The 22,342-nt window shown below is 55.5% G+C and carries 27 protein-coding genes and 1 tRNA gene; 10 read left to right on the forward strand and 18 right to left on the reverse strand.

Features of this window, described 5'->3' with window-relative positions; genetic code table 11:
- Positions 1 to 13: 13 nt before the first annotated feature.
- From ACLD9W_RS04540 to ACLD9W_RS04550, 3 genes are all read right to left on the reverse strand, one after another.
- A complete protein-coding gene (locus ACLD9W_RS04540) occupies positions 14 to 547 on the reverse strand; it encodes a phosphoribosyltransferase (protein WP_410840904.1) in 534 nt (177 codons plus the stop codon).
- An 86-nt stretch (positions 548 to 633) separates the two neighbouring features.
- Positions 634 to 813, reverse strand: a complete 180-nt coding sequence (gene rpmF, locus ACLD9W_RS04545) for a 50S ribosomal protein L32 (protein ID WP_003773931.1) — start codon at positions 811 to 813, stop codon at positions 634 to 636.
- A gap of 29 nt (positions 814 to 842) precedes the next feature.
- Complete coding sequence (locus tag ACLD9W_RS04550; protein ID WP_410840905.1) at positions 843 to 1,343, reverse strand: YceD family protein; 501 nt, start codon at positions 1,341 to 1,343, stop codon at positions 843 to 845.
- A gap of 51 nt (positions 1,344 to 1,394) precedes the next feature.
- On the opposite strand from ACLD9W_RS04550, the gene ACLD9W_RS04555 reads away from it, so the two are divergent.
- From ACLD9W_RS04555 to ACLD9W_RS04565, 3 genes are all read left to right on the forward strand, one after another.
- On the forward strand, positions 1,395 to 1,985 hold the full coding sequence (locus ACLD9W_RS04555; protein ID WP_410840906.1) for a Maf family protein: 591 nt from the start codon (positions 1,395 to 1,397) through the stop codon (positions 1,983 to 1,985).
- 42 nt (positions 1,986 to 2,027) lie between these two features.
- On the forward strand, positions 2,028 to 2,732 hold the full coding sequence (locus ACLD9W_RS04560) for an SAM-dependent methyltransferase (RefSeq protein ID WP_410840907.1): 705 nt from the start codon (positions 2,028 to 2,030) through the stop codon (positions 2,730 to 2,732).
- A 47-nt stretch (positions 2,733 to 2,779) separates the two neighbouring features.
- Positions 2,780 to 2,856, forward strand: a tRNA-Pro gene (locus ACLD9W_RS04565).
- 103 nt (positions 2,857 to 2,959) lie between these two features.
- On the opposite strand, the gene carA is transcribed toward ACLD9W_RS04565, so the two are convergent.
- The 7 genes from carA to rlmD form a co-directional block, all read right to left on the reverse strand.
- On the reverse strand, positions 2,960 to 4,093 hold the full coding sequence (gene carA, locus ACLD9W_RS04570; protein WP_410840908.1) for a glutamine-hydrolyzing carbamoyl-phosphate synthase small subunit: 1,134 nt from the start codon (positions 4,091 to 4,093) through the stop codon (positions 2,960 to 2,962).
- A 199-nt stretch (positions 4,094 to 4,292) separates the two neighbouring features.
- The gene (locus ACLD9W_RS04575) at positions 4,293 to 4,655 is read right to left on the reverse strand and encodes a roadblock/LC7 domain-containing protein (RefSeq protein WP_410840909.1); all 363 of its coding nucleotides are present in this window, start codon (positions 4,653 to 4,655) and stop codon (positions 4,293 to 4,295) included.
- Positions 4,656 to 4,771: 116 nt separating this feature from the next.
- On the reverse strand, positions 4,772 to 5,407 hold the full coding sequence (locus ACLD9W_RS04580) for a peptidase M23 (RefSeq protein WP_410840910.1): 636 nt from the start codon (positions 5,405 to 5,407) through the stop codon (positions 4,772 to 4,774).
- 1 nt (position 5,408) lies between these two features.
- Positions 5,409 to 5,945 carry a GTP-binding protein gene (locus ACLD9W_RS04585; protein WP_009426309.1) on the reverse strand — a complete coding sequence of 179 codons (537 nt, stop codon included), beginning with the start codon at positions 5,943 to 5,945 and terminating at the stop codon, positions 5,409 to 5,411.
- Positions 5,946 to 5,957: 12 nt separating this feature from the next.
- Positions 5,958 to 7,061, reverse strand: a complete 1,104-nt coding sequence (locus ACLD9W_RS04590) for a response regulator (protein WP_410840911.1) — start codon at positions 7,059 to 7,061, stop codon at positions 5,958 to 5,960.
- 12 nt (positions 7,062 to 7,073) lie between these two features.
- On the reverse strand, positions 7,074 to 8,537 hold the full coding sequence (locus tag ACLD9W_RS04595; protein ID WP_410840912.1) for a tetratricopeptide repeat protein: 1,464 nt from the start codon (positions 8,535 to 8,537) through the stop codon (positions 7,074 to 7,076).
- 167 nt (positions 8,538 to 8,704) lie between these two features.
- Positions 8,705 to 10,027 carry a 23S rRNA (uracil(1939)-C(5))-methyltransferase RlmD gene (rlmD, locus tag ACLD9W_RS04600; RefSeq protein WP_410840913.1) on the reverse strand — a complete coding sequence of 441 codons (1,323 nt, stop codon included), beginning with the start codon at positions 10,025 to 10,027 and terminating at the stop codon, positions 8,705 to 8,707.
- A gap of 109 nt (positions 10,028 to 10,136) precedes the next feature.
- On the opposite strand from rlmD, the gene ACLD9W_RS04605 reads away from it, so the two are divergent.
- The 4 genes from ACLD9W_RS04605 to ACLD9W_RS04620 all read left to right on the forward strand — a co-directional run bounded on the left by ACLD9W_RS04605 (position 10,137) and on the right by ACLD9W_RS04620 (position 12,576).
- Positions 10,137 to 11,108 carry a L,D-transpeptidase gene (locus ACLD9W_RS04605; RefSeq protein WP_410840939.1) on the forward strand — a complete coding sequence of 324 codons (972 nt, stop codon included), beginning with the start codon at positions 10,137 to 10,139 and terminating at the stop codon, positions 11,106 to 11,108.
- Positions 11,109 to 11,197: 89 nt separating this feature from the next.
- A complete protein-coding gene (locus ACLD9W_RS04610) occupies positions 11,198 to 11,653 on the forward strand; it encodes an acyl-CoA thioesterase (protein ID WP_410840914.1) in 456 nt (151 codons plus the stop codon).
- Between the two features lie 12 nt (positions 11,654 to 11,665).
- Positions 11,666 to 12,262, forward strand: a complete 597-nt coding sequence (locus ACLD9W_RS04615; protein ID WP_410840915.1) for a hypothetical protein — start codon at positions 11,666 to 11,668, stop codon at positions 12,260 to 12,262.
- Positions 12,259 to 12,576 (forward strand): DMT family transporter, encoded by a 318-nt coding sequence (locus ACLD9W_RS04620; protein ID WP_410840916.1) that lies wholly within the window; start codon positions 12,259 to 12,261, stop codon positions 12,574 to 12,576. The genes ACLD9W_RS04615 and ACLD9W_RS04620 overlap by 4 nt, the downstream gene beginning before the upstream one ends.
- Before the next feature lie 62 nt (positions 12,577 to 12,638).
- Here ACLD9W_RS04620 and ACLD9W_RS04625 read toward each other — a convergent pair whose 3' ends face one another.
- Positions 12,639 to 13,364 (reverse strand): amino acid ABC transporter ATP-binding protein, encoded by a 726-nt coding sequence (locus ACLD9W_RS04625; RefSeq protein ID WP_410840917.1) that lies wholly within the window; start codon positions 13,362 to 13,364, stop codon positions 12,639 to 12,641.
- Positions 13,365 to 13,412: 48 nt separating this feature from the next.
- Entirely contained in the window at positions 13,413 to 14,192 is a 780-nt protein-coding gene (gene rsmA, locus ACLD9W_RS04630; RefSeq protein ID WP_410840918.1) for a 16S rRNA (adenine(1518)-N(6)/adenine(1519)-N(6))-dimethyltransferase RsmA, read from the reverse strand.
- A 107-nt stretch (positions 14,193 to 14,299) separates the two neighbouring features.
- Here rsmA and ACLD9W_RS04635 point away from each other — a divergent pair, with 107 nt between their 5' ends.
- Entirely contained in the window at positions 14,300 to 14,428 is a 129-nt protein-coding gene (locus ACLD9W_RS04635) for a hypothetical protein (protein ID WP_410840919.1), read from the forward strand.
- Positions 14,429 to 14,509: 81 nt separating this feature from the next.
- Here the strand turns inward: ACLD9W_RS04635 and ACLD9W_RS04640 are convergent, their stop codons facing one another.
- Positions 14,510 to 14,719, reverse strand: coding sequence for a glycine zipper 2TM domain-containing protein (locus ACLD9W_RS04640; RefSeq protein WP_410840920.1), 210 nt, complete (start codon positions 14,717 to 14,719; stop codon positions 14,510 to 14,512).
- A gap of 143 nt (positions 14,720 to 14,862) precedes the next feature.
- Here ACLD9W_RS04640 and ACLD9W_RS04645 point away from each other — a divergent pair, with 143 nt between their 5' ends.
- Both ACLD9W_RS04645 and ACLD9W_RS04650 read left to right on the forward strand, forming a co-directional pair.
- The gene (locus ACLD9W_RS04645; RefSeq protein WP_410840921.1) at positions 14,863 to 15,312 is read left to right on the forward strand and encodes a CopD family copper resistance protein; all 450 of its coding nucleotides are present in this window, start codon (positions 14,863 to 14,865) and stop codon (positions 15,310 to 15,312) included.
- A gap of 202 nt (positions 15,313 to 15,514) precedes the next feature.
- Positions 15,515 to 15,688, forward strand: a complete 174-nt coding sequence (locus ACLD9W_RS04650) for an SEL1-like repeat protein (RefSeq protein WP_410840922.1) — start codon at positions 15,515 to 15,517, stop codon at positions 15,686 to 15,688.
- 54 nt (positions 15,689 to 15,742) lie between these two features.
- Here the strand turns inward: ACLD9W_RS04650 and ACLD9W_RS04655 are convergent, their stop codons facing one another.
- From ACLD9W_RS04655 to ACLD9W_RS04675, 5 genes are all read right to left on the reverse strand, one after another.
- Positions 15,743 to 16,540, reverse strand: coding sequence for a methyltransferase domain-containing protein (locus ACLD9W_RS04655; RefSeq protein ID WP_410840923.1), 798 nt, complete (start codon positions 16,538 to 16,540; stop codon positions 15,743 to 15,745).
- Positions 16,541 to 16,659: 119 nt separating this feature from the next.
- The gene (locus ACLD9W_RS04660) at positions 16,660 to 17,295 is read right to left on the reverse strand and encodes a glutathione S-transferase family protein (protein ID WP_410840924.1); all 636 of its coding nucleotides are present in this window, start codon (positions 17,293 to 17,295) and stop codon (positions 16,660 to 16,662) included.
- A gap of 346 nt (positions 17,296 to 17,641) precedes the next feature.
- Positions 17,642 to 19,003, reverse strand: a complete 1,362-nt coding sequence (locus ACLD9W_RS04665; RefSeq protein WP_410840925.1) for a serine hydrolase domain-containing protein — start codon at positions 19,001 to 19,003, stop codon at positions 17,642 to 17,644.
- A gap of 155 nt (positions 19,004 to 19,158) precedes the next feature.
- Positions 19,159 to 20,034, reverse strand: a complete 876-nt coding sequence (locus ACLD9W_RS04670) for a protein C- splicing region (RefSeq protein ID WP_410840926.1) — start codon at positions 20,032 to 20,034, stop codon at positions 19,159 to 19,161.
- A gap of 118 nt (positions 20,035 to 20,152) precedes the next feature.
- Positions 20,153 to 22,306, reverse strand: coding sequence for a TonB-dependent siderophore receptor (locus ACLD9W_RS04675; protein ID WP_410840927.1), 2,154 nt, complete (start codon positions 22,304 to 22,306; stop codon positions 20,153 to 20,155).
- Between the last annotated feature and the right edge of the window lie 36 nt (positions 22,307 to 22,342).

Consider the following 22,342-nt stretch of genomic DNA (forward strand, 5'->3'; position numbering starts at 1 on the left):
TTTTCAGACGGCCTCAGTCCGCCTTTTTGCTTTCTGCGGCAAGGATGTTGTGCGCGACGATGTCGTCGGCATCCCACGGGTAGTTGATCCACCAGTCCTCAACGGTGATGCCGCTGAAATAGTGGATGCCTTCGGGCAGCTTGCCTGTTTTCTCTTTGATTTTCGCGTGCAGCACGGCCACGCCGATTTCGCCGAAATCTTCTTTTTTCAATTCGTTCAGCACGAATTCCAATGTGACGCGCGAATCGTCCACTTCGTCGACAACCAGAATGTTTTTGCCTTTCAGCGTTTCCGGCATCGGATCGAGCCATTGGATTTTTTTGATTTCGTCGTTGGTTTCATAGCCGAAATCGTTGGCGTAATAGGCTGTAGTCACCGCATAAATCGGGATATTGAGAAAGCAGCGCAGGATGCGTGCCGGAATGAAGCCGCCGCCGCCGATGGCGATCATCGCATCGTATTGCACGCCGCCCGCGAGGATTTTTTCCGCCAACTGTTTCAATACCTGATGGATTTCGTCGTAGGTATACCAAATTTTTTTGACCATAATCGTCTTTCCGCTGCTTGCTGAAAAATACCGAAAACAAAAACGGAAACCCGCAGACGGATTTCCGTTTTTCATCCGCCTCCGGCTTATTCGCCTTTGGCTTTCATAACTTTGCGGCCGCGGTACATGCCGTTGGGCGAAATGTGGTGAGGGCGGTGCACTTCGCCGGTTGCGCTATCGACAGACAGGGCGGGCGCGGTCAGCGCGTCGTGCGAACGGTGCATACCGCGTTTGGAGGGGGATTTTTTGTTTTGTTGAACGGCCATTTCAAGCTCCTAAAAGAATGATAGAAAAATTATTTGCTGCTTTTGAGCCCGGCCAATACCGCAAAGGGATTGGGCCTGCCCGAATCTGCCGCCCCGGTCGGCACGCCGCAATTTTCGTGGCGCGGGGCATAAGGCATCGCCATCAGAATCTGGTCTTCCACCAACGTACGCACCGATATTTCCCGCTCCGCCACCATGCCTTCCAACTCGTCGTCGGACAACATGGCTTCGTCCAACCTACCTTCGTCGGCAAACAATACGATGTGCGCGTTTTCGTCCAGCTCGAACTCGACAGGTTTCATGCAGCATTGGCACACCAGCGGCATACTGCCGCCCACATGCAAATCCAAAAAGGGACGCTGCCATTTGTCCTTGCTGCCGCGCAGCACAATCTGCAACGGCGCCGTGTTTCCGGCTAAATATTCGTGCGACCTTACGCGCTCGTCCATCTCGGTGGGAGACAGGCTGCCGCGAAGCTCGCGCTTCTCGGCGGCAAACGCCAGGGGGTCAATCAAATCAGGCTCTAACATAGACCGCGCATGATATAATCCAAGCCGTTCAACGTCAATGTTTTTACAAAAATGAATCGCACGCTGCCTATTATTCTCGGTTCGAGTTCCGTTTTCCGCCAAGAGCAGTTGAAAAAGCTGGGGTTGTCATTTCAGACAGCCTCTCCCGATTTTGACGAAACGCCTCTGCCGGACGAAGCGGCAGCCGACACCGCCCTGCGTCTTGCCGTCGGCAAAGCACGCTCGCTGGCGGAGCGTTTTCCTGCCGCGCTGATTATCGGTGCCGACCAAGTCGCCTTCTGCGGCGGCCGGCAGCTCGGCAAACCGATGAACGTCGCAAACGCGCAACAGATGCTGTCGGAGCTGGGCGGAAAACAGATTGAGTTTTACAGCGCGGTCTGCCTGCTCAACACGCTTTCAGACGGCCTTAGGCATCATGTAGACAAAACCATTGTCACCATGCGGGAACTGTCTGCCGGACAAATCGCCCGCTACCTGCAACGCGAGCCCGATGCCGTTTATTGCGCGGGCGCGGCCAAAAGCGAAGGCTTGGGCGCCGCCCTGCTGCAAAAGGTCGAAAGCAGCGATCCGAACGCCCTGATCGGCCTACCCCTCTTCCGCCTGATCGATTTTCTCCAAGCGGAAGGCGTCGATATTCTCTGAGGCAGTCTGAAAACACTCCGCCAACCATTTCCGACCGAAAACATGTCTACGCTCTATCTGATTCCCACCCCGCTGGGCACGCCCGACACGCCCTGTCTGCTGCCGCACGAACAAGCCGCCATTACCAGCCTGACCGATTTTGTCGTGGAAGCGGAAAAAACCGCACGTGCACACCTGAAACATCTCGGCATCATCACCCCTGTCCGCGATTTGAATCTGCAAACCTTAAACGGACATACCGACCGCCAAACCCTTCCAGACCTTCTGCAGCCTTTACGGGAAGGACGCAGCATGGGCCTGCTCAGCGAAGCCGGATGCCCTGCCGTTGCCGATCCGGGCGCCGATTTGGTCGCACTGGCGCACAAGCAGGGTTTTACCGTGCAGCCGCTGGTCGGCCCGTCCAGCATTATGCTGGCGCTGATGGCATCGGGCGCAAACGGCCAGAATTTCGCATTCAAAGGTTATCTGCCCTCTGAAAAAAACGAGCGCATTGCAGCGCTGAAAACTTTGGAACGGCATTCGCGCACGCACAATGAAACAGCGCTGTTTATCGAAACGCCTTATCGGAACGACGCCCTGTTGGCCGACGCCATCTCCTCGCTACACCCCGATACCCGGCTGTGCATCGCCTGCGACCTGACGCTGCCCACCCAGCTGATTGCCAGCCGACAGGTTTCAGAATGGCGCCTGGCCGACGCTTTACCGAATCTGAAAAAACGCCCGACAATTTTCGTCTTGCAGGCATGACGCCCTTGCCAAAACAGAAGTATCTCTCTATAATCCACGCTTCTTTACGGAATGTAGCGCAGCCCGGTAGCGCACTTCGTTCGGGACGAAGGGGTCGGAGGTTCGAATCCTCTCATTCCGACCATTTTAAAAAGCAGCCTGTTTCGGCTGCTTTTTTCTTTCCCTGATGGATTCGTTCATATTGTTTTCAGACGGCCTAAGCTGTGTTAAGGCCGTCTGAAAACCGTTTAACGGCCGACAGCCGCCTTCATGTTGCCGATGAATTTGTCAAACAACGGCGCAACATCGTGCGGCCCGGGACTTGCCTCCGGATGCCCCTGAAAGCTGAACACCGGCCGACCGACCAATTCAATGCCCTGCAACGAACCGTCAAACAGCGAACGATGGGTAATTTTGACACCCTCAGGCAGAGTGTCCGCATCTACCTCGAATCCGTGGTTTTGACTGGTAATCATCACTTTGCCGCTGTCCAAATCCTGAACGGGATGATTGCCGCCGTGATGGCCGAAAGGCATCTTTTTCGTTTTCCCGCCCAAAGCCAAACCCAACAACTGATGGCCGAGGCAAATACCGAAAACAGGCTTGCCGCTGTCCAAAAGCTCTTTCACTGCTGAAACTGCGTAGTCGCACATTTCGGGATCGCCGGGGCCGTTTGATAAAAACACACCGTCAGGATTCATAGCCAGAACCTCTTTTACCGGTGTCTGCGCAGGAACGACAGTCAGCCTGCATCCGCGCGCAGCAAGCATTCTCAGAATATTGGTTTTGACACCGTAGTCGTAGGCGACAACATGATAAGGCTGCTCCTGCGGCGTTACAAAACCTTTACCAAGCACCCATTCTCCTTCCGTCCACTCATACGGTTCGCGACAGCTCACTTCCTTGGCCAAGTCTTTCCCTACCATACTGCCGAATGCGGCAATCAACTCTCCGGCACAAGTTTCGTCAGCCTGATCGCCCGTCAAGATGGCTCCGGCCTGTGCGCCTTTGTCACGCAGAATGCGGGTCAGCCTGCGCGTGTCGATATCTGCAATCGCCACCGTTTTATTACGCACCAAAAATTCTCGCAAACTTTCTGTTGAGCGGAAGTTGCTGTCCAATAAAGGCAAATCCCGAATAATCAAACCGGAGGCGCATACAGTTTTACATTCGACATCTTCAGTATTGATGCCCGTATTGCCGACATGGGGATAGGTCAACGTGACAATTTGTTTGCAGTATGAAGGGTCGGTCAGGATTTCCTGATATCCGGTCATGGATGTATTGAACACAACCTCGCCAGACGCATTACCCTGGTAACCGACAGACCGTCCGTGAAATACGCTGCCGTCGGCAAGAACAAGAAGAGCGGGAATAGTCATTCTAAAAAATCCTAATAATTTCAATCTTCGCGAAAAAGCACGCATATGCCGTATATTATGAGACATATTGCGTGCCTAATCAGATATCCAACCAAGCTAAACCGAGGGCGCAAATTGTAAACGAACGCACTACTCAAATTCAAGCAAAGCTAAACACACATATTATTTCAATCAGCTACCAAGCTTCATGCAAGCGAAATCAAATAATGTCGGCAATATGTTTCGCCGCACGCTTGGCATCCAGCAAAATCAATCCGAGCTTACCGCTTTCGTTGGCAATTAAAGCCAATACGGCATCGGGGCCGGCTTGGTTTAAGAGAATATAGCCGTTTTTGCCTTTAACCATGACCTGATCCAAATCACCGCAATTGAGCTCATTGGCAGCGTGACTTCCCAAAGCCAGCAAGGTTGCCGACATCGCACCGACACGATCCGGATCCAAACCTTGCGGAATCAAAGTCGCAATCGGCAGGCCGTCACTGGAAATTACGGCAGAAGCAGTAATATCCGCAGAAGTTGCATTCAAATCGCTCAATACCGAAATCAAAAGTTGTTCACGCATATCTTGTAATCCAATTAATTTGTATCTTTATATAGGATGCCGATGTTTCAGCATCAAGAATTTACCCGTAATACCAAAAATATTTCTGTTTATCGCATTGAAAATGCAAACGATATTTAAGCATATCTATTGCATAACACTTTAATTAAGGAAACAAATGCTTCCTTATTCAAATCGGGCATACCGGCAACTACCAAGACCAGTTTCACTTTCCCTGCATACAAAGGGAAAAAAGTTAATTCAGTTTGTCCCGAAGGATCGCAAATACCCCATGCATTATGGTGGATATTGAGATTATTTTTTACCAGAAGTTGGTGCTTTTCACCCAAAGTGGCAACCTCGCTGGACATCAAACCAACTTCTTCCGCAGTTTCATGATGAAAGCCCGCATTGGCAAAATACAGACCGTTTGCATCTGCCAACAAAGCTTTACCAACACTTGACAATTGAGCCAGCAATTCGGGAAGCTGATCATCCGTCATACTAAATTCTTGATATACCGGCTGTTCATCTCCATACAAAAACTCAAGTCTTTGCAAACGGTAAAGCAAATTTAGCGCAGAATCGGCATCATCAGTTTCAGCCCATGCCAAAAGATTATCAGTGCTAGCAGTTTCATTGCCGGAGGCACGCAACAAACCATGCAGCAAAGTTCTACTCGCACTCGGTACGTTACTCGAAACAGCATAATAGGCACCCGCAGGTGTTACGCGCGGATATAAATTTGATTGTAAAGAAAGTGTAGAATCCATTTTATGCCTCTAAACCCGGATCAATTGAAAACAACATTGCACTGACCAACTGCTTCACATCTTCTTCTTCGCGTGCATCTACTTCAAACACCGGCACATTAAAATTATGCTGAGCCAAATATTTTTGATAAACGTCAATTCCGGGCAAAGAGCGGACGTCCATCTTGGTAATCCCCACCACCAAAGGGGCAGTTTTCAGCAAGTCTTTAAACGCATCAAGAAAAAAAGTTAAGTCTTTTAAGGGATTGGCGCGCGTATTATCCAACAGCAAAATTAACCCCATGCTGCCTTTACTGAGGATTTCCCACATAAAATTGAAACGCTCCTGACCAGGTGTACCATACAGATGGACTTTTACATCCTCATCCAAACGGATGACGCCATAATCCATTGCCACGGTAGTATGACCTTTACGCACAAGTGTCATATCTGAAGCACGGGCATCCGTTTTAACCGGAGGATCATCAGACAAAGCCGCAATTGCAGTTGTTTTTCCCACTCCGACAGGACCGGTAAAAATAATTTTATTCTCTTTCATTCTATTAAATCCTTATTTACCGCCAGACAATTTGCGCATCAAACGCTGCAATAAACCACGGGGCTGATTTTGCGAAGGAGTAACCGCACTCAACGCATCTTTAGACATCTTATTGTCGGGAACATGAGTATTCACATTCATCGTACCAGATGCCAATTCTTTATTACCTTGAGCCGAGAATTCATTATCCGTTGCCAAGTAGCCAGTAACGTAGGTAGCAGCAAGATAATTGAGAATATCAGCCATATCTAACGGCATAACTTTATAAAGAATATTCAAGTTCACTGATGTCTTAGTTAAGAAAGCCGACAACCGCATAGACTCGGAAACCGGAGCCAAACGTGTCAAATTTGGCCACCTTTTCAAAGTGAATACCGTTTGCGGGGTCATAGGGAATACCAACCTACCCTGAGCAGTCCAAATAGCCATCTGCCACAGACAGGACATAATGGTCACTTTAGCCTTCTCTTTCCACTGAGGATTGTCAGGAACGGATTTGCATACTACGGCCAAATGGTCATCCCGACACATTTTTTCCAATTCTTCAGCACCAACAGTGAGCAAAACACGTTGGATACTTGGGAATACAATCAAAACCGGCTTGCCATCCACTAGAACGGCGGTATCTTGTTGACGCTCGCTGGATGCCCTTAGCGCGCCGAGCAGTCCTCTCTGTGGGTTAAAACGGCGGATGGTTGTTTTTCTGTTTTGTACATTTGCATTAGCTGTAGCGGACTGCGATCCCGCATCAGGCTTAACCTGTTTGGCCTCAACAATGTTTCCCCCTTGCGCTAAACTTCTCAAAATGGGAAACAGCGTATCAAACTTTACCGGCTTGGGCAGATACGGAGCAGTAACGACAGGCTCATGAGCAGAGAAGACAACTACAGGAACGTCTTGATAATTCTTTTTAGCCTCATGCCATGCCAGCATCCCCTTGCTGCCATCAACATCTACCAAAACCATATCAGGCTTGTGAGTCGAACCTTGATCGACAATTTCGTAATTAGTGGTGTTATGCATTTTAAATGCCATTTTAAACACGGCATTCTGTTGCTCACCCATTTCCTGCAGCATCACCCGTACTGTCTTTACTTTCGGTATTAAATTATCCATTATTCAGTACTCTTATTTATTGGAATTGCGATGAATACGTTGTTGCAACTGACTGATCGCCAAAACAACCTCTTCCGGCAAATTAGCCTCTTTTTCCCTTAGCAACCTTAAGAACTGTTCCAGCTTAGCCCAATCCTCGGAACGTTCGTACAGATCAAACAGCATGATGTACAACTGGGACTCTTGAGGATATTTTAAGACGGCCTGTTCCAATGTTCCGATGGCCTGATCCAACTGACCATACATCAACAGAGACTCAACTTCCTTCAAAGCCAATTCGGCAGGAGAAGTGCTTTCATTCAGAATCGAATCGTTACGCTGAACCAATTCGCGGTATTTGACTTTTGACTGACGAGCACTGCCTTGAAGATAACCCTGGCGCAGACCGATTTCACGAACCTGCTGCTCACTGGGAGACTGTTCCAAATTATCAAAGACCTCATGCTGTCCCAAGCTGTACCCCCAGCCTAACATCCGCTCTTTGACCTGACGTCCGTTAGAGCCCAATGAGTAGTACAGCTTCCAAAGGTGTTTGGCAAACTCATTGACATCAGCATGCTGATAGTCAAGTTTCAACGCATCAATAATCAGACCGGCAGGTTTTTCGGCTTTCTGAATAGCCTTATTATATTGGCGGAGTGCAGTTTCGTAATCCACTTGGTTTTTCAAAAGTTTGGCAGATTTCTCCGGCTTAACAAACCCGATTACCGCACTCATCTCCTCCTCCGTCATATCGCCAACTTCTGCTTTGCCGATAATCAGCGGACTGGGTTTACTCAAACGTCTGAATTCCTGACCGCTCTGATTCACGGCCACTTCAACCGACGGAACAGCAGACGCGCTATATGTATCGGAATCGGATGACTCCAAACCAGTCTGCTCGCCGATTTGGCGCGCTACTTCCTGCATACCCCAATTCAGCTTCGACTCGGCCAACACGCGCAAGCCCAAATGGTTCGGATCGATTGCCAACCCTGCCTTGACATATTCAGCTAATTTGTTTTGCGGTAGCACGGATGCATGGCGATCCAAGGTTGCCGACAACAAATCGACATTGCCGACATTCAGACAAAGACCAACCAATTCAACAACCAATTTTTCGGGCGCATCGCCTTTCAGATTATTCAGATAGCCCGCCAGTGAAACCGCGGCCTTGTCTTCATAGCCGAACTGCTTGTAAACCTGATATTCGGTCAGCGGATCGACTTCCTGCGCAGACACGGATGCAGTCGACAAATCCGTATTTTCAGTATTGTCCCAATCCCAACTTTGCAGATTATCATCCGAAGCATTCGACTGAACCGTCCACTCTTCCGGCTCGGCCTGCTCTTCGGCCTGCACGGCAGGACGGGAGGCGGCATGCCTGCTTTTGGCTTTTGCCTGCACGGCCGATTGCGACTCCCTCCCCCTCTGTTTGAGCAGGACGATGACCAGCGCAACGACAGCGACAATCCCAAGTATAAGTATGTAATCCAAGAATATCTCCCAATATCTGGCGTATCCAACAAACGGGCAGTATTTTTAAATTTTCAAGACTGCGTAAAATTTGTTACAGATTCGTTAATCCCTTAGCCGTTTATAATAGCATGACTTACAAAAAACCAAACATTTATCCCAATGTTTTACCAAATTAAACACACCGCTTATCTCTCAAAACAACCGACAGACTCGACATGCGCGGTTTGGGAAAACAAATTCATCACACCTAGCGATTTGAATTTATAACCCTTTTCCACCAACACCGCCGCATCGCGCGCGAAGCTGGCCGGATTGCAGGAAATATACACCACCCTCGCGGGCATTTCAGACGGCCGCAGCGATTTTACCACTTCGTAAGCGCCCGCACGCGGCGGGTCGAGCAGCATTTTGTCGGCACCGCGCCAAAAACGGGACAGGCCGTCGGCACAAAACAGATCTGCCGTTTCAAACGACACATTGCCGCAGCCGTTCAGCGCCGCATTGCGCCGTGCGCGGTCAGTCAGCGCTGCCAAGCCTTCCACGCCCGTCACCTGTGCGCCGCTGCGTGCCAGCGGCAGCGTGAAATTGCCCAATCCGCAAAACAGATCGACCACCCGCTCGCCCCGCTGCAGCGACAGCATGTCCACCGCACGGCGCACCATCACATTGTTCAGTTCCGCGTTGACCTGTGTGAAACTGCCGACAGAAAACGGCATCTCCACGGCAAAATCGTCCAGCCAGTAGCTCAAACCGCCCTGCCCTTCATATAAAGGCTCTTCACGATTGCCCGTTTTCCAACTCAGCAGCCAGCCGCTGCTCAGCGCTTCCGACAATGCCCACAAAGCGCCGCGCTGCTTTTCAGACGGCCTCTTGTCCGTCAGCAGGCAAAGCGCCGTTTTGCCGCCGCCGACGGCAAATTCAATGCCACGCAACACACCCGCAAACGTTTGTAGCGCTTCCTTCAACAAGGGCAACGCTGCCGACAGGCGGCGCGGCAGCACCATACAGGAAGATATGTCGGCAACACGATTGCTCCTTTTTGCGCGGAAACCGATTTTCAGACGGCCTCTTTCATCCGTCTCCGCGCCGAAACGCCCGCGCTCGCGGTAATGCCACGGCAAACCGTATACCGGCGCCAGCATCTGCGCGGGGCTCACCCTGCCGATGCGTTCGCACTGCTCCTCAACCGCGCGCTGCTTCATCGCCACCTGCGCGGCAAACTCCACATGCTGCATCGAACAGCCGCCGCATTCGGCATAATGCGGACACGGCGGCGTGCGGCGGGATTCGGACGGACGGATCACCCGCACCGCCTCCGCTTCGTCGAAACGCTTCCCCGCGCGCGTCACCCGGCAGAGCACCCGTTCGCCCGGCAGCGCGTCGCTCACAAACACCGCCTTGCCGTCGCGGCGCACGATGCCGCGCCCCTCCGAGTCCCAACCCGACACATCCGCCTCAAACAAATCCGCTTGTGCAACCGCATCCTTTTTTACTGCCACTATTGCCATTTCGCCACGCCCGTTGCGCCCAAACGCACAAAAAGGCGGCATTTTCCCACAAATCGCCGGAGTTTGCGGTATGATGCCGCCCCTCATTATCCTCACTGAAAACAACATCATGAAAAAACTAGGATTCAGTCTGCTCGCACTTGCCGCCGCGCCGGCCTTCGCAAACACCCCCGTTCCCGACGTCGCCCCCGCCTCCTCCGGCCACCATGTCGTTATCAATATCCCCCAGCAGCGCCTCTTTCTCTACACTGACGGCAAACTGTCGAAAATCTACCCCGTCGCCGTCGGCAAAGCATTAACGCAAACCACCATCGGCGCACACAAAATCGGCGCCAAAGCCTACAACCCCACCTGGCACATCCCCAAATCCATCCAAAAAGAACTGAACAACGGCGTCACCTCCATTCCGCCCGGCCCGAAAAACCCGCTCGGCCCCGTCTTCGTCCGACTGGGCGACCCGAAACTCGGCCTCGGCATTCACGGCACCAACGCCCCCGCCAGCGTACCCGGCGTGCGCAGCCACGGATGCGTGCGCATGAAATCGCCCGACGCCCTGCAATTTGCCAAAACCGTCTCCTCCGGCTCGCCCGCCGACGTTATTTACCAAATGGCATCGCTGAACGTCGACGGCGCAGGCAATCTCTGGCTGGCCGCCTTCCGAGACCCCTATAACAAGAAAAACCTCGACACCGCCGCCCTGCGCAAAAGCATCGCCGCCTGGTCGAAAGCCAACGGCAAAAACGTGTCCGCCAAACAAATCGACGCCGTGCTGAAAAACCGCACCGGCGCGCCCAGCTGCCTCACCTGCGGCGGCAAAGGCAAAATCAGCGGCAGCCTGCAATCGCTGGCCTGGCTCTCCGGCTCGGGCGCATTGAGCAAACCGAAAGCCGTCAAACCCGCCGCACTCGCCGTCGACCAAACCCTGCCCGAAGGCAGCGAAATCGAAATCGACGCCGGCGACGACACCCCCAACAACGCCGCCCCCGTCCTGCCCACCACGCCCGTCAAACCCCGCGCCGCCGCGCCTGCCGCCTCCGACGTACCCGACGAAAGCACAGACGGCAGCGACAACCTGTTCTGACCCGCCGCATCCCGTCAGGCCGTCTGAAAACCCCGCCCCGCAACGGACGGCTTTTCAGACGGCCTCTTTACCGCTCACGGAAACCCGCCATGCACCGTCCCACCGTTCCCCCGCCCGCCGCCGTCTGTTTCAGCACCCTCGTCACCGTACAGGTCGGCGACCTCAACTACGGCAAGCACCTCGCCAACGACGCCGTTTTGAAAATCGCACACGAAGTCCGCCTGCGCTGGCTCGCCTCAATCGGCCTGAGTGAAACCGACATCGGCGGCTGCGGCCTCATCATGACCGCCGCCGTCGTGCAATACCACAACCAGGCCTTCCACGGCGACGAACTGCGCGCCGACGTCGGCATCGCCGAAACCGCCGCCGCAGGCTTCCGTTTCGACTCCGCCCTCATCCGCACGCGCGACGGACTGCCCGTTGCCGCCGCCCAATGCCACATGGCCGCCTTCGACTACGCCGCAGGCCGAGCCCGCCGCCTGCCGCCCGAGTTCCGCCAATGCCTCGCCGCCCTGCCCCGCGCGGACGGTACTGAGGCCGTCTGAAAACTCCGCGCCATGAAAAAAAGCAAACGCATCAAACCGTCCGTGTTTCTGCAACACGCAACCTTCTTTCCCGACACCCCGCCGCGCCAAGCCTACCGCTTTGTCTGCCGCAAGGCCGACGAGCACTTCGGCGACGGTTTCGTCATGCACTCTTTCCGCCTGCCCGGCTGCCGCGCCGCCTTTGTCGTTGACGAACAGGCGGGACGCATCAGTGCCGAACAAATCGAAATCCGCCGCCCGCAGAAAATCCGCAGCAAAACCCTGCGCGCCGTCCTCAGCCTGAAAAAGCTGGTGCGCGGCAAATACCGCAAAAGCATCGCCGCCCTCTACCGCGCCGACGGTAAAACCGTCGCCTTTCTGAGCAACGGTCTGAATCTCCACTACCACCGCAACGGTAAAAAACACCTGCTGTCGCTTATCATCGGCCCGCACGAAGCCTCGCGCGAGCTGGTTAGGAACACCATGCGGCCGCTGCCCTTGAAACGGGCATTCGGCAAAAACGGCAAGGCCGTCTCAGACGGCCTTGCCGTTTCAGACGGCCTCCCGTTTCAGACGGCCTCAACCCGTTTCTCCGATACGGTCAAACAAAACAACAAGGACACGATATGAGCTGGATTTACCTGATTACCGCCGGTCTGCTAGAAATCGGCTGGCCGCTGGGCTTGAAGCTGGCGCAGCAGGAAGGGCGCGCCCTGATCGGCACGCTGGCCGCCGCCGCATTTATGGCGGGCAGCGGTTTCTGTCTGTTTCTCGCGCAGAAAACGATTCCGATGGGCACGGCCTATGCGGTGTGGACGGGCATCGGCGCGGCGGGCGCGTTTTTGGTCGGCGTGGTGTTTTTTGGCGACGCTTCCACTTTCGGCCGCTGGCTCGGCGCGTTTCTGATTATTTCGGGCGTGGTGGTGATGAAACTGTCGTCGTGAGGCGGCATGAAAAAAGAGGCCATCTGAAACGTTTTCAGACGGCCTTCTTCTTTACTTTCCTGTCAGTGCATCACCTGCGCGAGAAACTGTTTGGCGCGCTCGCTTTTCGGGTTTTGGAAAAATTCTTCCGGCGGCGCGTCTTCGACAATCACGCCATGATCGACAAAGATGATGCGGTCGGCCACTTCGCGGGCGAAGCCCATTTCGTGGGTGACGCACATCATGGTCATGCCGCTTTGCGCGAGGTCTTTCATCACTTTGAGCACTTCGCCGACCATTTCGGGATCGAGGGCGGAGGTGGGTTCGTCAAACAGAAGGACGGCAGGCTCCATCGCCAGGCCGCGGGCGATGGCGACGCGCTGCTGCTGGCCGCCGGAGAGTTCGCCCGGCAGGGCGTCTTTTTTGTGGGCGAGGCCGACGCGTTCGAGCAGGGCGAGGGCTTTGGGCACGGCTTCTTCACGTTTTTGTTTTTTCACCTGCACGGGCGAGAGGATGATGTTTTCCAGCACGGTGAGGTGGGGATAGAGGTTGAAATGCTGGAAGACGAAGCCGACTTCGGCGCGGACTTTGTTGAGGTCGGTTTTCGGGTCGGCGACGTTGATGCCGTCCACCCAAATTTCGCCGCTCTGGATGCTTTCGAGCTGGTTGATGGTGCGTATCAGGGTGGATTTACCGCTGCCGGAGGGGCCGCAGATAACGACGACTTCGCCCTGTTTCACTTCCAGGCTGGCGTTGTTGATAACGTGCAGGTCGCCGAAGTGTTTGTTGACGTTTTTCAGCTTGATCATGATGGTTTCCAATGGTTTTTTGATTTTGGCTGCGTTGGGGCTGCGCTTTCAGACGGCCTTTTGCACCAGATAATTGCTCAATTCGACATATTTTTCCGGCGCGATGTGTTCGGCGCGGTCTTGCGGGTTGATGCCCACGGCCTGCAAGTCTTCGTCGGCCGCCAGCTCTTTGAGGTTGTTGCGGATGGTTTTGCGCCGCTGGTGGAAGGCCAGTTTGACCAGTTTGGCAAAATGCGCGAAATCCTGCGCCCGCCCGATGCGGTGTTTGAGCGGAATCATGCGGACGACTGCGGAATCGACTTTCGGCGCGGGGTCGAACGATTCGGGCGGCACGTCGATGAGTTTTTCCATCTCGAAAAAGTATTGCAGCATCACGCCCAAGCGGCCGTAGTCGTTGGTTTTGGGCGCGGCCACCATGCGTTCGACCACTTCTTTTTGCAGCATGAAGTGCATATCGACGACATCATCGGCAATTTCGCTCAGGCGGAACAAAAGCGGCGTGGAAATGTTGTACGGCAGGTTGCCGACAATTTTCTTTTTGCCCGCGATGCTGTTGAAATCAAACTGCAAAACGTCGCCCTCGTGTATCACGAGTTTGCCGGCAAACGGCAGGGTTTTCAGACGGCCTACGATGTCGCGGTCGATTTCGATCACGTGCAGGCGGTTGAGTTTTTCCGCCAAGGGCTTGGTAATCGCGGCCAAACCGGGGCCGATTTCGATCACGGTATCGAGCGGCTGCGGCCGCACGGCGTTGACGATGTCGGCGATGATGCGCGTATCCTGTAAAAAATTCTGCCCGAAACGCTTTCGGGCTTGGTGTTCTTTCATAGTCGCACGCTTTGGGATAAAGTCGCGCATTGTAGCCCAAACGGCAGAAGGCCGTCTGAAAAGATGGGCTTGCCCCTCCCCCAACCGTTTTACGAAAGGAATCCGCAATGAAAATCCTACTGTCCGCCCTTATCCTGCCGCTGCTGCTGGCCGCCTGCGCCGCCGACCGCCCTTCGGGCGAAAACGGCTTTTACGGCGAAATCAAAGCGGGCGTGGAAACGTCGCACAGGCATTGAGGCGGCTTCGCTTTCCATAACACCAATGCAAAAAGGCCGTCTGAAAACACGTTTTCAGACGGCCTTTCTCTGTGATGGGAATCAGTGGCGGTGAACCTGACTGCCGATAACGCCGCCCAAAGCGGCGCCGCCGAGAGTCGAGCCGGTGTCGCCGCCGATCAGGTTGCCGGCCACGCCGCCGATAACCGCGCCCGCAGCGGTGTTGCGCTGTTTGGGGGTCATGCTGCCGCAGGCGCTGAGGGAAGCGGCGAGGGCGATCAGGGTGGCGGTTTTCACAAATACGGGTTTCATGGAAATCTCCTTACGGTTAGTCGGCGTGCCCGGCGGCACACCGTGGGAAGAAAAAACGCCATTTGTTAAAATGGCGCGGCTAGGATATATGCCCTCCGTGCCAACCGGCGTTTGCCGGCGGTTAAACTTTCAAAAGGTTTGTTATGTCTGCCTATCCGCTGTTTCACATTATTCATTTGTTCTGCGCCGTCGCTTTTGTCGGCGGCGTGTTTTTTGAAGGTCTGGTATTGAGCGTGATGCACACCAAGGCCGTATCACGCGAGGCGCGGCGCGAGGTGGAAAAGGCTTTGTCGCGGCGGGCGGTGAAGGTGATGCCGTGGGTGGTCGGCGGGGTATTTTTGTCGGGGCTGTCGCTGGCCTGGCTGCGTTATCTGCCCAATCTGGCCGCGCCGCTGGCCGCGTCGTTCAATACGCAGCTGACGCTGAAAGTCGTGCTGGCTTTCAGCATCCTGCTGCATTTTCTGATTGCGGTAACCAAGATGCGGCGCGGCACGCTAACGAAAAACTGGTCGCGCTACATCCATGCGGTAGTGCTGGCGCATATGGTTTTGATTGTGCTGCTGGCCAAAACGATGTTCTATTTCGTGTGGTAGGCCGTCTGAAAAGCCAAACGGACTTTCAGACGGCCTGTCGCCCGCTTCCCGTACAATCCGCCCTTGCCGCCTGCGCTCTGCCCGACAGTGCGCCGCAAGATGCGTCTGCCAAGGCGCAAACCGGCAGCGAACGCGAGCAGTCGCGCACCATTCTGAACCAAGCGGTGCCCTATATCAGAACGGCGATTACGCCGCCCCCGCCATGCTGGCGCTGGGCAGAATGTACGAGCAGGACAAAGGCGTGCCCGCTTCCCAAAGCGCCGCCGCCGACTGGTATCAAAAAGCCGCCGCAGCGGGCGACGACGATGTCAAAACCCAAGCGCAGGCCGCGTTGAACCGTCTGAACGCTGCGGCATCCAAGCAGCCTGAAAAATAAGCCGCCCGCGCCGTTTGGGTAATGCAAAGGCCGTCTGAAAAACCAAACGGGGTTTCAGACGGCCTTTGTGTTTTGGTTGGGTTGCGTATTTGGGGTTCCGGCTGCCTGTTCGTCTTTAACAAACGTCATCGCGTAAAACTGCCCGTCCCACAGCAAATGCGTCTGTCTGCCGCTGATGCCATCGGGCAGGGCTTTTTCTATTTCGGACAGATCAAAGCGTCTGCCTTGATACGCATCGCGGGTGAACACGCTTTTTTGGTATTGCTGCTCAATCAAATCCTGCGTTTCGTCGGCAACCATCAGCTTGGTGTGCGGTTTGGCGACGCGCAGCATTTCGGCAAGGGCGCGGCGTTTGTCGGAAAAGAAATTGATACCGCCGACGTGGAACACGATGTCAAAGCTGTTGTCGGCAAAAGGCAAATCTTCGGCGGCGCAATGCACCAGCGACAAATCCAGCCGCCGCTGCCATGTTTTCTGCGCCCGCCGCAGCATGCCCAGTGACAAATCCGCGCCGACGATTTTCAGGCTGCCTGCATCAACCGTGTCGGGGAAATAACGGAAATCCGTGCCCGTGCCGACGGACACATACAGCACGCTCGCGCCGTTTTGCCAGTCAATCAGACGCATCATTTCGCGGCGCATTTTGGCGATGCCGCCGCCGTATTTGAGCCGCGCCAGCCATTCACCGAGGTTGTACAGCGGGGCAAGGCGGTCGTAGAGGCGGTTGTATTTGCCGTTGTCGCCCGCCAAATCGGCGGGGTTGAGATAGCGGAAGATGCTGTCTTCTTCGCCGAGATAGGCGGGGTTGAGGTCGGTACGCAGGAAGGGAGCGAGGGCTTGGGGCGGGGTCATGTTTGTCTCCGGTTGGATAACGATAGGCAGCATGCGATACGCAGCGAGTTGCGAAGCTAAACGCGGATTTTATGCTTTCAGGCTGCTGTTGGGCTTTTGCAAAGGTCTCTGCCTTTGCTTTACTGCGCGATGCCCATTTTCGCCATCTCTTCCCCCGTCCAAGCCATGGTTTCGCCAAATGCAGCGCGGGCGGTGTGCCGCGCGATGTAGGCATCAAACACGTCGCAGGCAATGCCTTCTACGGGCATCGTGCGGGTGAACTGCACCAGCAGCAGGGTGTAGTAAACATCCAGCGCGGAAAACTGCCCGCCGACGATGTAATCATGCTGCGCCAGATGTGCGCGCAATGCGCCGAAGGCGGTGTCAAAATCGCCGTAGCCGATGGATTTTCGCCGCGCTTCGTCGCTTTGCACTTGGTTCCGGCGGTCAAACGCGGCGTATTCCAACTGGATGGCAAAGCACAGCCAGCGGTAATACTCGCCCCGCGCCAAGCTGTCGGCAGCGGGAATCAAGCCGCGCTCGGGGAACTGCTCCGCAAGAAAGCTGATGATGGCGGCAGATTCGGTGATGATGGTGTCGCCTGCTTTGAGCGCGGGTACTTTGCCCATCGGGTTGATGGCGAGATAGTCGGCGGATTTCATCGCTTCGCCGAAGGGAATGACGACGGTGTCAAACGTGGCGCCGCATTCTCTGAGCATCCATGCCACGGTGATGCCGCGCGATTTGGGGTGGGTGTAGAACGTGAGCTGAGTCATTTTCAGGCTGCCTTTCGGTAGGGTGGAAAAGGGGGAATGATACCTGATGGGCGTGTCGGATTGTGGCGGCAGTGTGCGAAGGCAGCCTGAAAATCAGTGCAGCGCGTTTGGGCGGAACTGAAACGGCAATAGTAGGTTGGGCATTGATGCCTGATAAGTTTCGTTTACACAAGGTCGGGCATGAATGCCCGACCTACGCGGCTGTCAATTTCGTCATTCCCGCGCAGGCGGGAATCTTTGCAGAATCCAAGCCATGGATGGTTTCATCGGAAATTGTTTGGAATCGGACAAGATTCCCGCCTGCGCGGGAATGACGCCGTTTAGAAAAGCAAAGTTTTCAGGCTGCCTATTGCCCCTGCGCTTTATCGTCCCCCGTCTCTTCCAACCACAATCTCACCGTTTTTCCCTTAACAAAATCGGCGTTGCCTTCAAAGCTGCGGCGCTCGCAGATAACGCGGTAGTCGCGCTCTTGGATGTCGCCGTTGTTTTGGTGGCGGGTGGGCCGGGCTTGGCACTTGCCTGCGTCGGCGAATTTGGCGTGCAGCTCTTTCAGACGGCCTTTGGGTATGGCGGGGTGCGGTTTGCCTTGTTTGATGCGTTGCAGGACGCGCTCGAAGTCGCGGGTTAGGGCGGGGTGCTGGTCGGCGATGGGGGCGTGGGTTTTTTGGTAGCGCGGGTTGCTGCGCGCGGCGATGCCTTCGATGATGGCTTCGGTATCTACGCCTGCCAAATTGGTTAACACGACAATATCGGTGCCGTCGCCTTCGTAGCGGCGCAGCTCGGTGCTGAAGCCCTGCCATGCGCCGGGGTGGCCGCTCATGGGGCTGCCGTCGGGGGCGGGCACGAGCGACCAGCCGAAGCCGTAGGGGTAGCTGTCGCCGTTGTTGAGGCGGGCGGGGGTGAAGATTTCGCGCCAGGATTCGGGCTTGAGGATTTGGCGTGCTTCTACGGCGGCGAGCCAGCGGCGGTAGTCGTGTAGCGAGAGGTAGAGCGAGCCGTCGGCGGTTTGGTTGTGATAGGGGGCGACCCATTCTTGGTTTTTCAGGCTGCCGTCGGCGTCGTCAAGCTCATAACCTGCGGCGCGGTGGGGGACGATGTCGCGCTCGCTGATCACGCGGGCGGAAGTCATGCCCAGCGGGGCGAACACGCGCTCTTGCAGGATTTCGCCGTAGTGTTTGCCGGAGACGCGGGTGATGACGGCGCCGAGGACGGCGTAGCCGTTGTTGCTGTATGCCCAGCGGCTGCCTGGTTTGAATTGCAGCGGGGCGGCGTAGATGCGGCGCAGCATTTGTTTTTCGCTGCTGTTTTGCTGCCAGTCGGTTTCGGTGTTGCCGATGCCGCCGGTGTGGTTGAGCAGGTGGCGGATGGTGATGGGCTGCCAGCTTTTGGGCGCTTCGGGCAGGTAGGCGCGCACGGATTGGTCGAGGAGGATTTTACCGTCTTCCACCAGCAGCATCACGGCGGCGGCGGCGAACATTTTGCCGATGGAGGCCGTCTGAAACACGGTGTCGGCAGAGACGGGGATTTGGTGTTCTACGTTTGCCAGCCCGTAGCCCTGTTGTTTGACAATGTTGCCATTGCGGTAGATGCCGACGGCAAGGCCGGGGATTTTTTGCCGCTCAAGCTCGGCTTGGGCGAAGTCGTCGACGGGGTCGGCAAGGGCGGGGAGGGATAGGGCGAGCAGGAGGGGGAGGAGGGTTTTTTTCATGGGAGATTGCCTTTGGGGAAGGTGGGGTGGGGTTTCAGGCTGGCTTTTGGGCTTTTTCAGACGGCATCAGGGCAGCCTGAAAGCGGGGTGCGGCAGATACCATCTCCCCCATCAGACCGCAAGCATCACTTGAGCCTGATGGGGGGAGATGGTATCTACGCTTGCTGGCCGCAGGTGTTGTGTACCAAGATACCAGAACGCGACACCAAATAAGTGTGGGTATCTTCCACCTCGATGTTGTAAACCGTGGTGCGGTAAGGGCGGTAATGCAGCCTACCGTCTTCATCTTTGCCTAACAGCATGGCCGGATTCTCGACATCGTATGCCAAAGCCCTTGGATACATATAGTTGTTTGCCTGATCCAGCGTTAAATCGTAAATATGCCCTATCGATTGCCGCTCCCAGCCATACTTATTTGTATAACCTTGCACCCAGGCATGGTTGGGGTTATCGCTATCGACGGCAAAATAAGGGCGGGACATTTCAACCACGCGATATTTATCAAGGGCATCCAACACCACATCGCCGCGCTCAAGCTGATCCACCCGCTTCCAGACGGGTGTTTCATATAGCGCGATTTCATACGGGGTTTGACTGAAGCGTTCCAAGGCTTGGAATTTCTCATGCCAGTCTTCGTCGTTCTCGACATCAATATTGTCGTAATAGATGCTGTCTTCCCGCCCCAATACGCCGAACGGGCTGTCCATAAACAGGTTGGTCACCACGCCGTAGACGCAGAACGGGTGGTCGGGGGTGGCGGAAAGCCGTGCTCCCCCCCCTTCCCTTCGCGGAAAGGTGGAAAAGGCAAGATCCCATACCTCCTTGCCCTCAAAACAGAAGGTGTTCACCACCCGCTTGGGCACGGCCTCGCCGATGCCGTTTTCGGGGCGAGACATCACCCAATCACCCACCTTCAGTTCGTCTATCGGCGTCCAGCCTTCTTCCGTTTCCACCAAGGTGCCCTTGATAAAGCAGCCCATGCCGGAGGACAGGGCGTTTTCTGCAGCGCACTGGTCATTCAATTCGTTCATGTTGTCTCCCGAAATTGGGGTTTTAAAGTTTCTGATTGGAGAAGATGGCTATGATAGATACCCCATTACCACTTATCAGGCCGTCTGAAAGGTTTTTCAGACGGCCTTTTGCCGCTTTTTAGAAGCGGTATTTGAAGCCCAACACCGCGCTGCGCGCTTCGCCGTAGGCTAAGAATGTGGAGAGCGTGCGGTAGCGGGTGTTGAAGACGTTGTTGACGTTTAAGGTGGCTTCGGCGTTTTTGCCGATGCGGTAGGCGGCCATCAGGTCAACCAGGGTGTAGGCTTTCTGGGTGGCAGACTTGCGGGCGCGTTCGAGCGAGGGAGCGTCGTTTTCGTCGGCCAGTGCGCTTTTGTTGATGTTGCTGGTTTTGCTCTGCCAGCGCAGGCTGCCGCCGAGGGTGAGGCGTTCGTTCACATCGTAGGTGGTGGCGAGTTTGATTTGGTGTTTGGGCAAATCGGCTTCGTAGGAGTCTTCGCCGCCTTTGCGGTTTTGCACGGTGTAGCCTGCGCTGACGAACCAGTTGTCGTTAATGCGGCCGGCGGCTTCGGTTTCAAAGCCGCGTGTGCGGATGTTGTCTTCGGAAACGTAGTAGTCGCCGCTTTCTACGTATTTGGCCATGCCGTTTTTGCGGGTGTCAAAGAGGGCGGCGGAGACGTTGAGGCGTTGGTCGAAAAATTCGCCTTTGAGGCCGATTTCGATGTTGCGGCCGGTGGTGGGTTTGAGGAATTTGCCGTCTTTGCCGCGCTCGAACACGGGCTCGAAGGAGGTGCCGTAGCTGGTGTAGGCGGAGAGGTTTTCGCTCAGGTCGAACACGGCGCCGATGTAGGGGGTGGCTTTGCTGCGGGTTACTTTTTCGTTTGTGCCTGCGACGTGTTCGGCTTTTTGCATGGTGATGCGGCTGTAGCGCGCGCCGCCGATCAGGGCGAGGCGTTCGACGGGGCGGAAGCGGGTGGCGAAGTAACCACCGAACTGGCGGGCGCGGATGTCGTCGTCGGCGGTGTATTCCGCGTCGGGTACGGGGTTGGCCGGGCGCAGGCTGCGGTTGTTTAGAAAGTCGTGCAGGCCGAAGGCGTTGTCGTAACGGGCAAAGCGGCTGGGGGCGCGGTTTTTGGTGTTGAAGCCGCTGATGCCGAACAGGATGTCGTGTTTGCGGCCGAGAAGGTTGTATTTGCCGTCCACCGAGGCGGCGAAGCTGTGGGTAGTGCTTTTTTCGCTCGAATCGGTTTCGAGCAGGTCGATTTGGCGGGTGTCGTGGTCGGTTTTCATCGCCGCGTAGCCTTGGCGGTCGTGTATGGTGTTGCGCGTCCAGTTGTATTCGAGCTTGGTTTTCCAGTCGGGCGAAAAGCGGTGGCGCACTTCGGCGAACACGTTGCGGCTGCTGTATTTGTAGGATGTGCCTTTGGGCGAATTGTTGGCGTGGCGGCTGATTTCGTTTTTCAGCGGGTAGCCTTCGCTGTCGTAGGCGGTGGGCAGGAAGATGGGGGTGTCGGTTTCGCGGCGGTTTTGCAGCTGGGTGCCGACGGAGAGGGTGGTGGCGGGGGCGGCATCCCATTCGGCCACGGCATAGAGGCTGCTGTTGCGCATTTTCGCGTCTTCAATTTGATAGCCGCTGCGGTCATGCCCCGCCACGATGCGAGCGCGCAGGCTGCCCTCGGCGTTCAGGCTGCCTGAAACGTCGCCGTTTACGCCCCAACGGCTGTGGTTGCCGATTTCGGTGCCGATTTCGGCTTTGAAGTCTTTGGTGGGACGTTTGCGCACGAGGCTCACTTGTGCGGAGGGATCGCCCGTGCCGCCCAAGAGGGCGGACGCGCCGCGCAGCACTTCCACGCGGTCGAGCGCGCGGGTGTCCACGCCGCCCCAGCCAGCCCACGAGTCTTTGCTGAAACCGGAGCTGCGGTAGGGCACGCCGTCCATCTGGAAGTTTTTCACTTCCATGCCGCGCGAGTGCAGCCCGGCATAGCGGTCGCTGCCGCCGCTGCCGCTTTTGACGGTGACGCCGTTGGTCTGCTCCATCACTTTGCGCAGGCTGTCGAGTTTCCAGTCTTCCATCTGTTTGGAGGTGGTTACGCTCACGCTTTGCGGCGTTTCGCGCAGGGTCATGCCGATGCCTAAGGGCGCGTAAGTGCCGTCGGTGGAGTAGCCTTGGTTGAGGGAGACGGATTTCGTACCGGTGACGGTAACGGTGTCCAACACGGCTTCGTCTTCGGCAAAGGCAAACAGCGGCATCAGTGCCAGCGCAAGCAGGGTGGGACGGCTTTTCGGGTATTTCATAGGAGCATCCTTGATGGTTGGTAAGGTTGGAAAACA

The sequence above is a fragment of the Neisseria sp. WLZKY-1 genome (genome assembly GCF_046546535.1).
Taxonomy (GTDB): Bacteria; Pseudomonadota; Gammaproteobacteria; order Burkholderiales; family Neisseriaceae; genus Neisseria.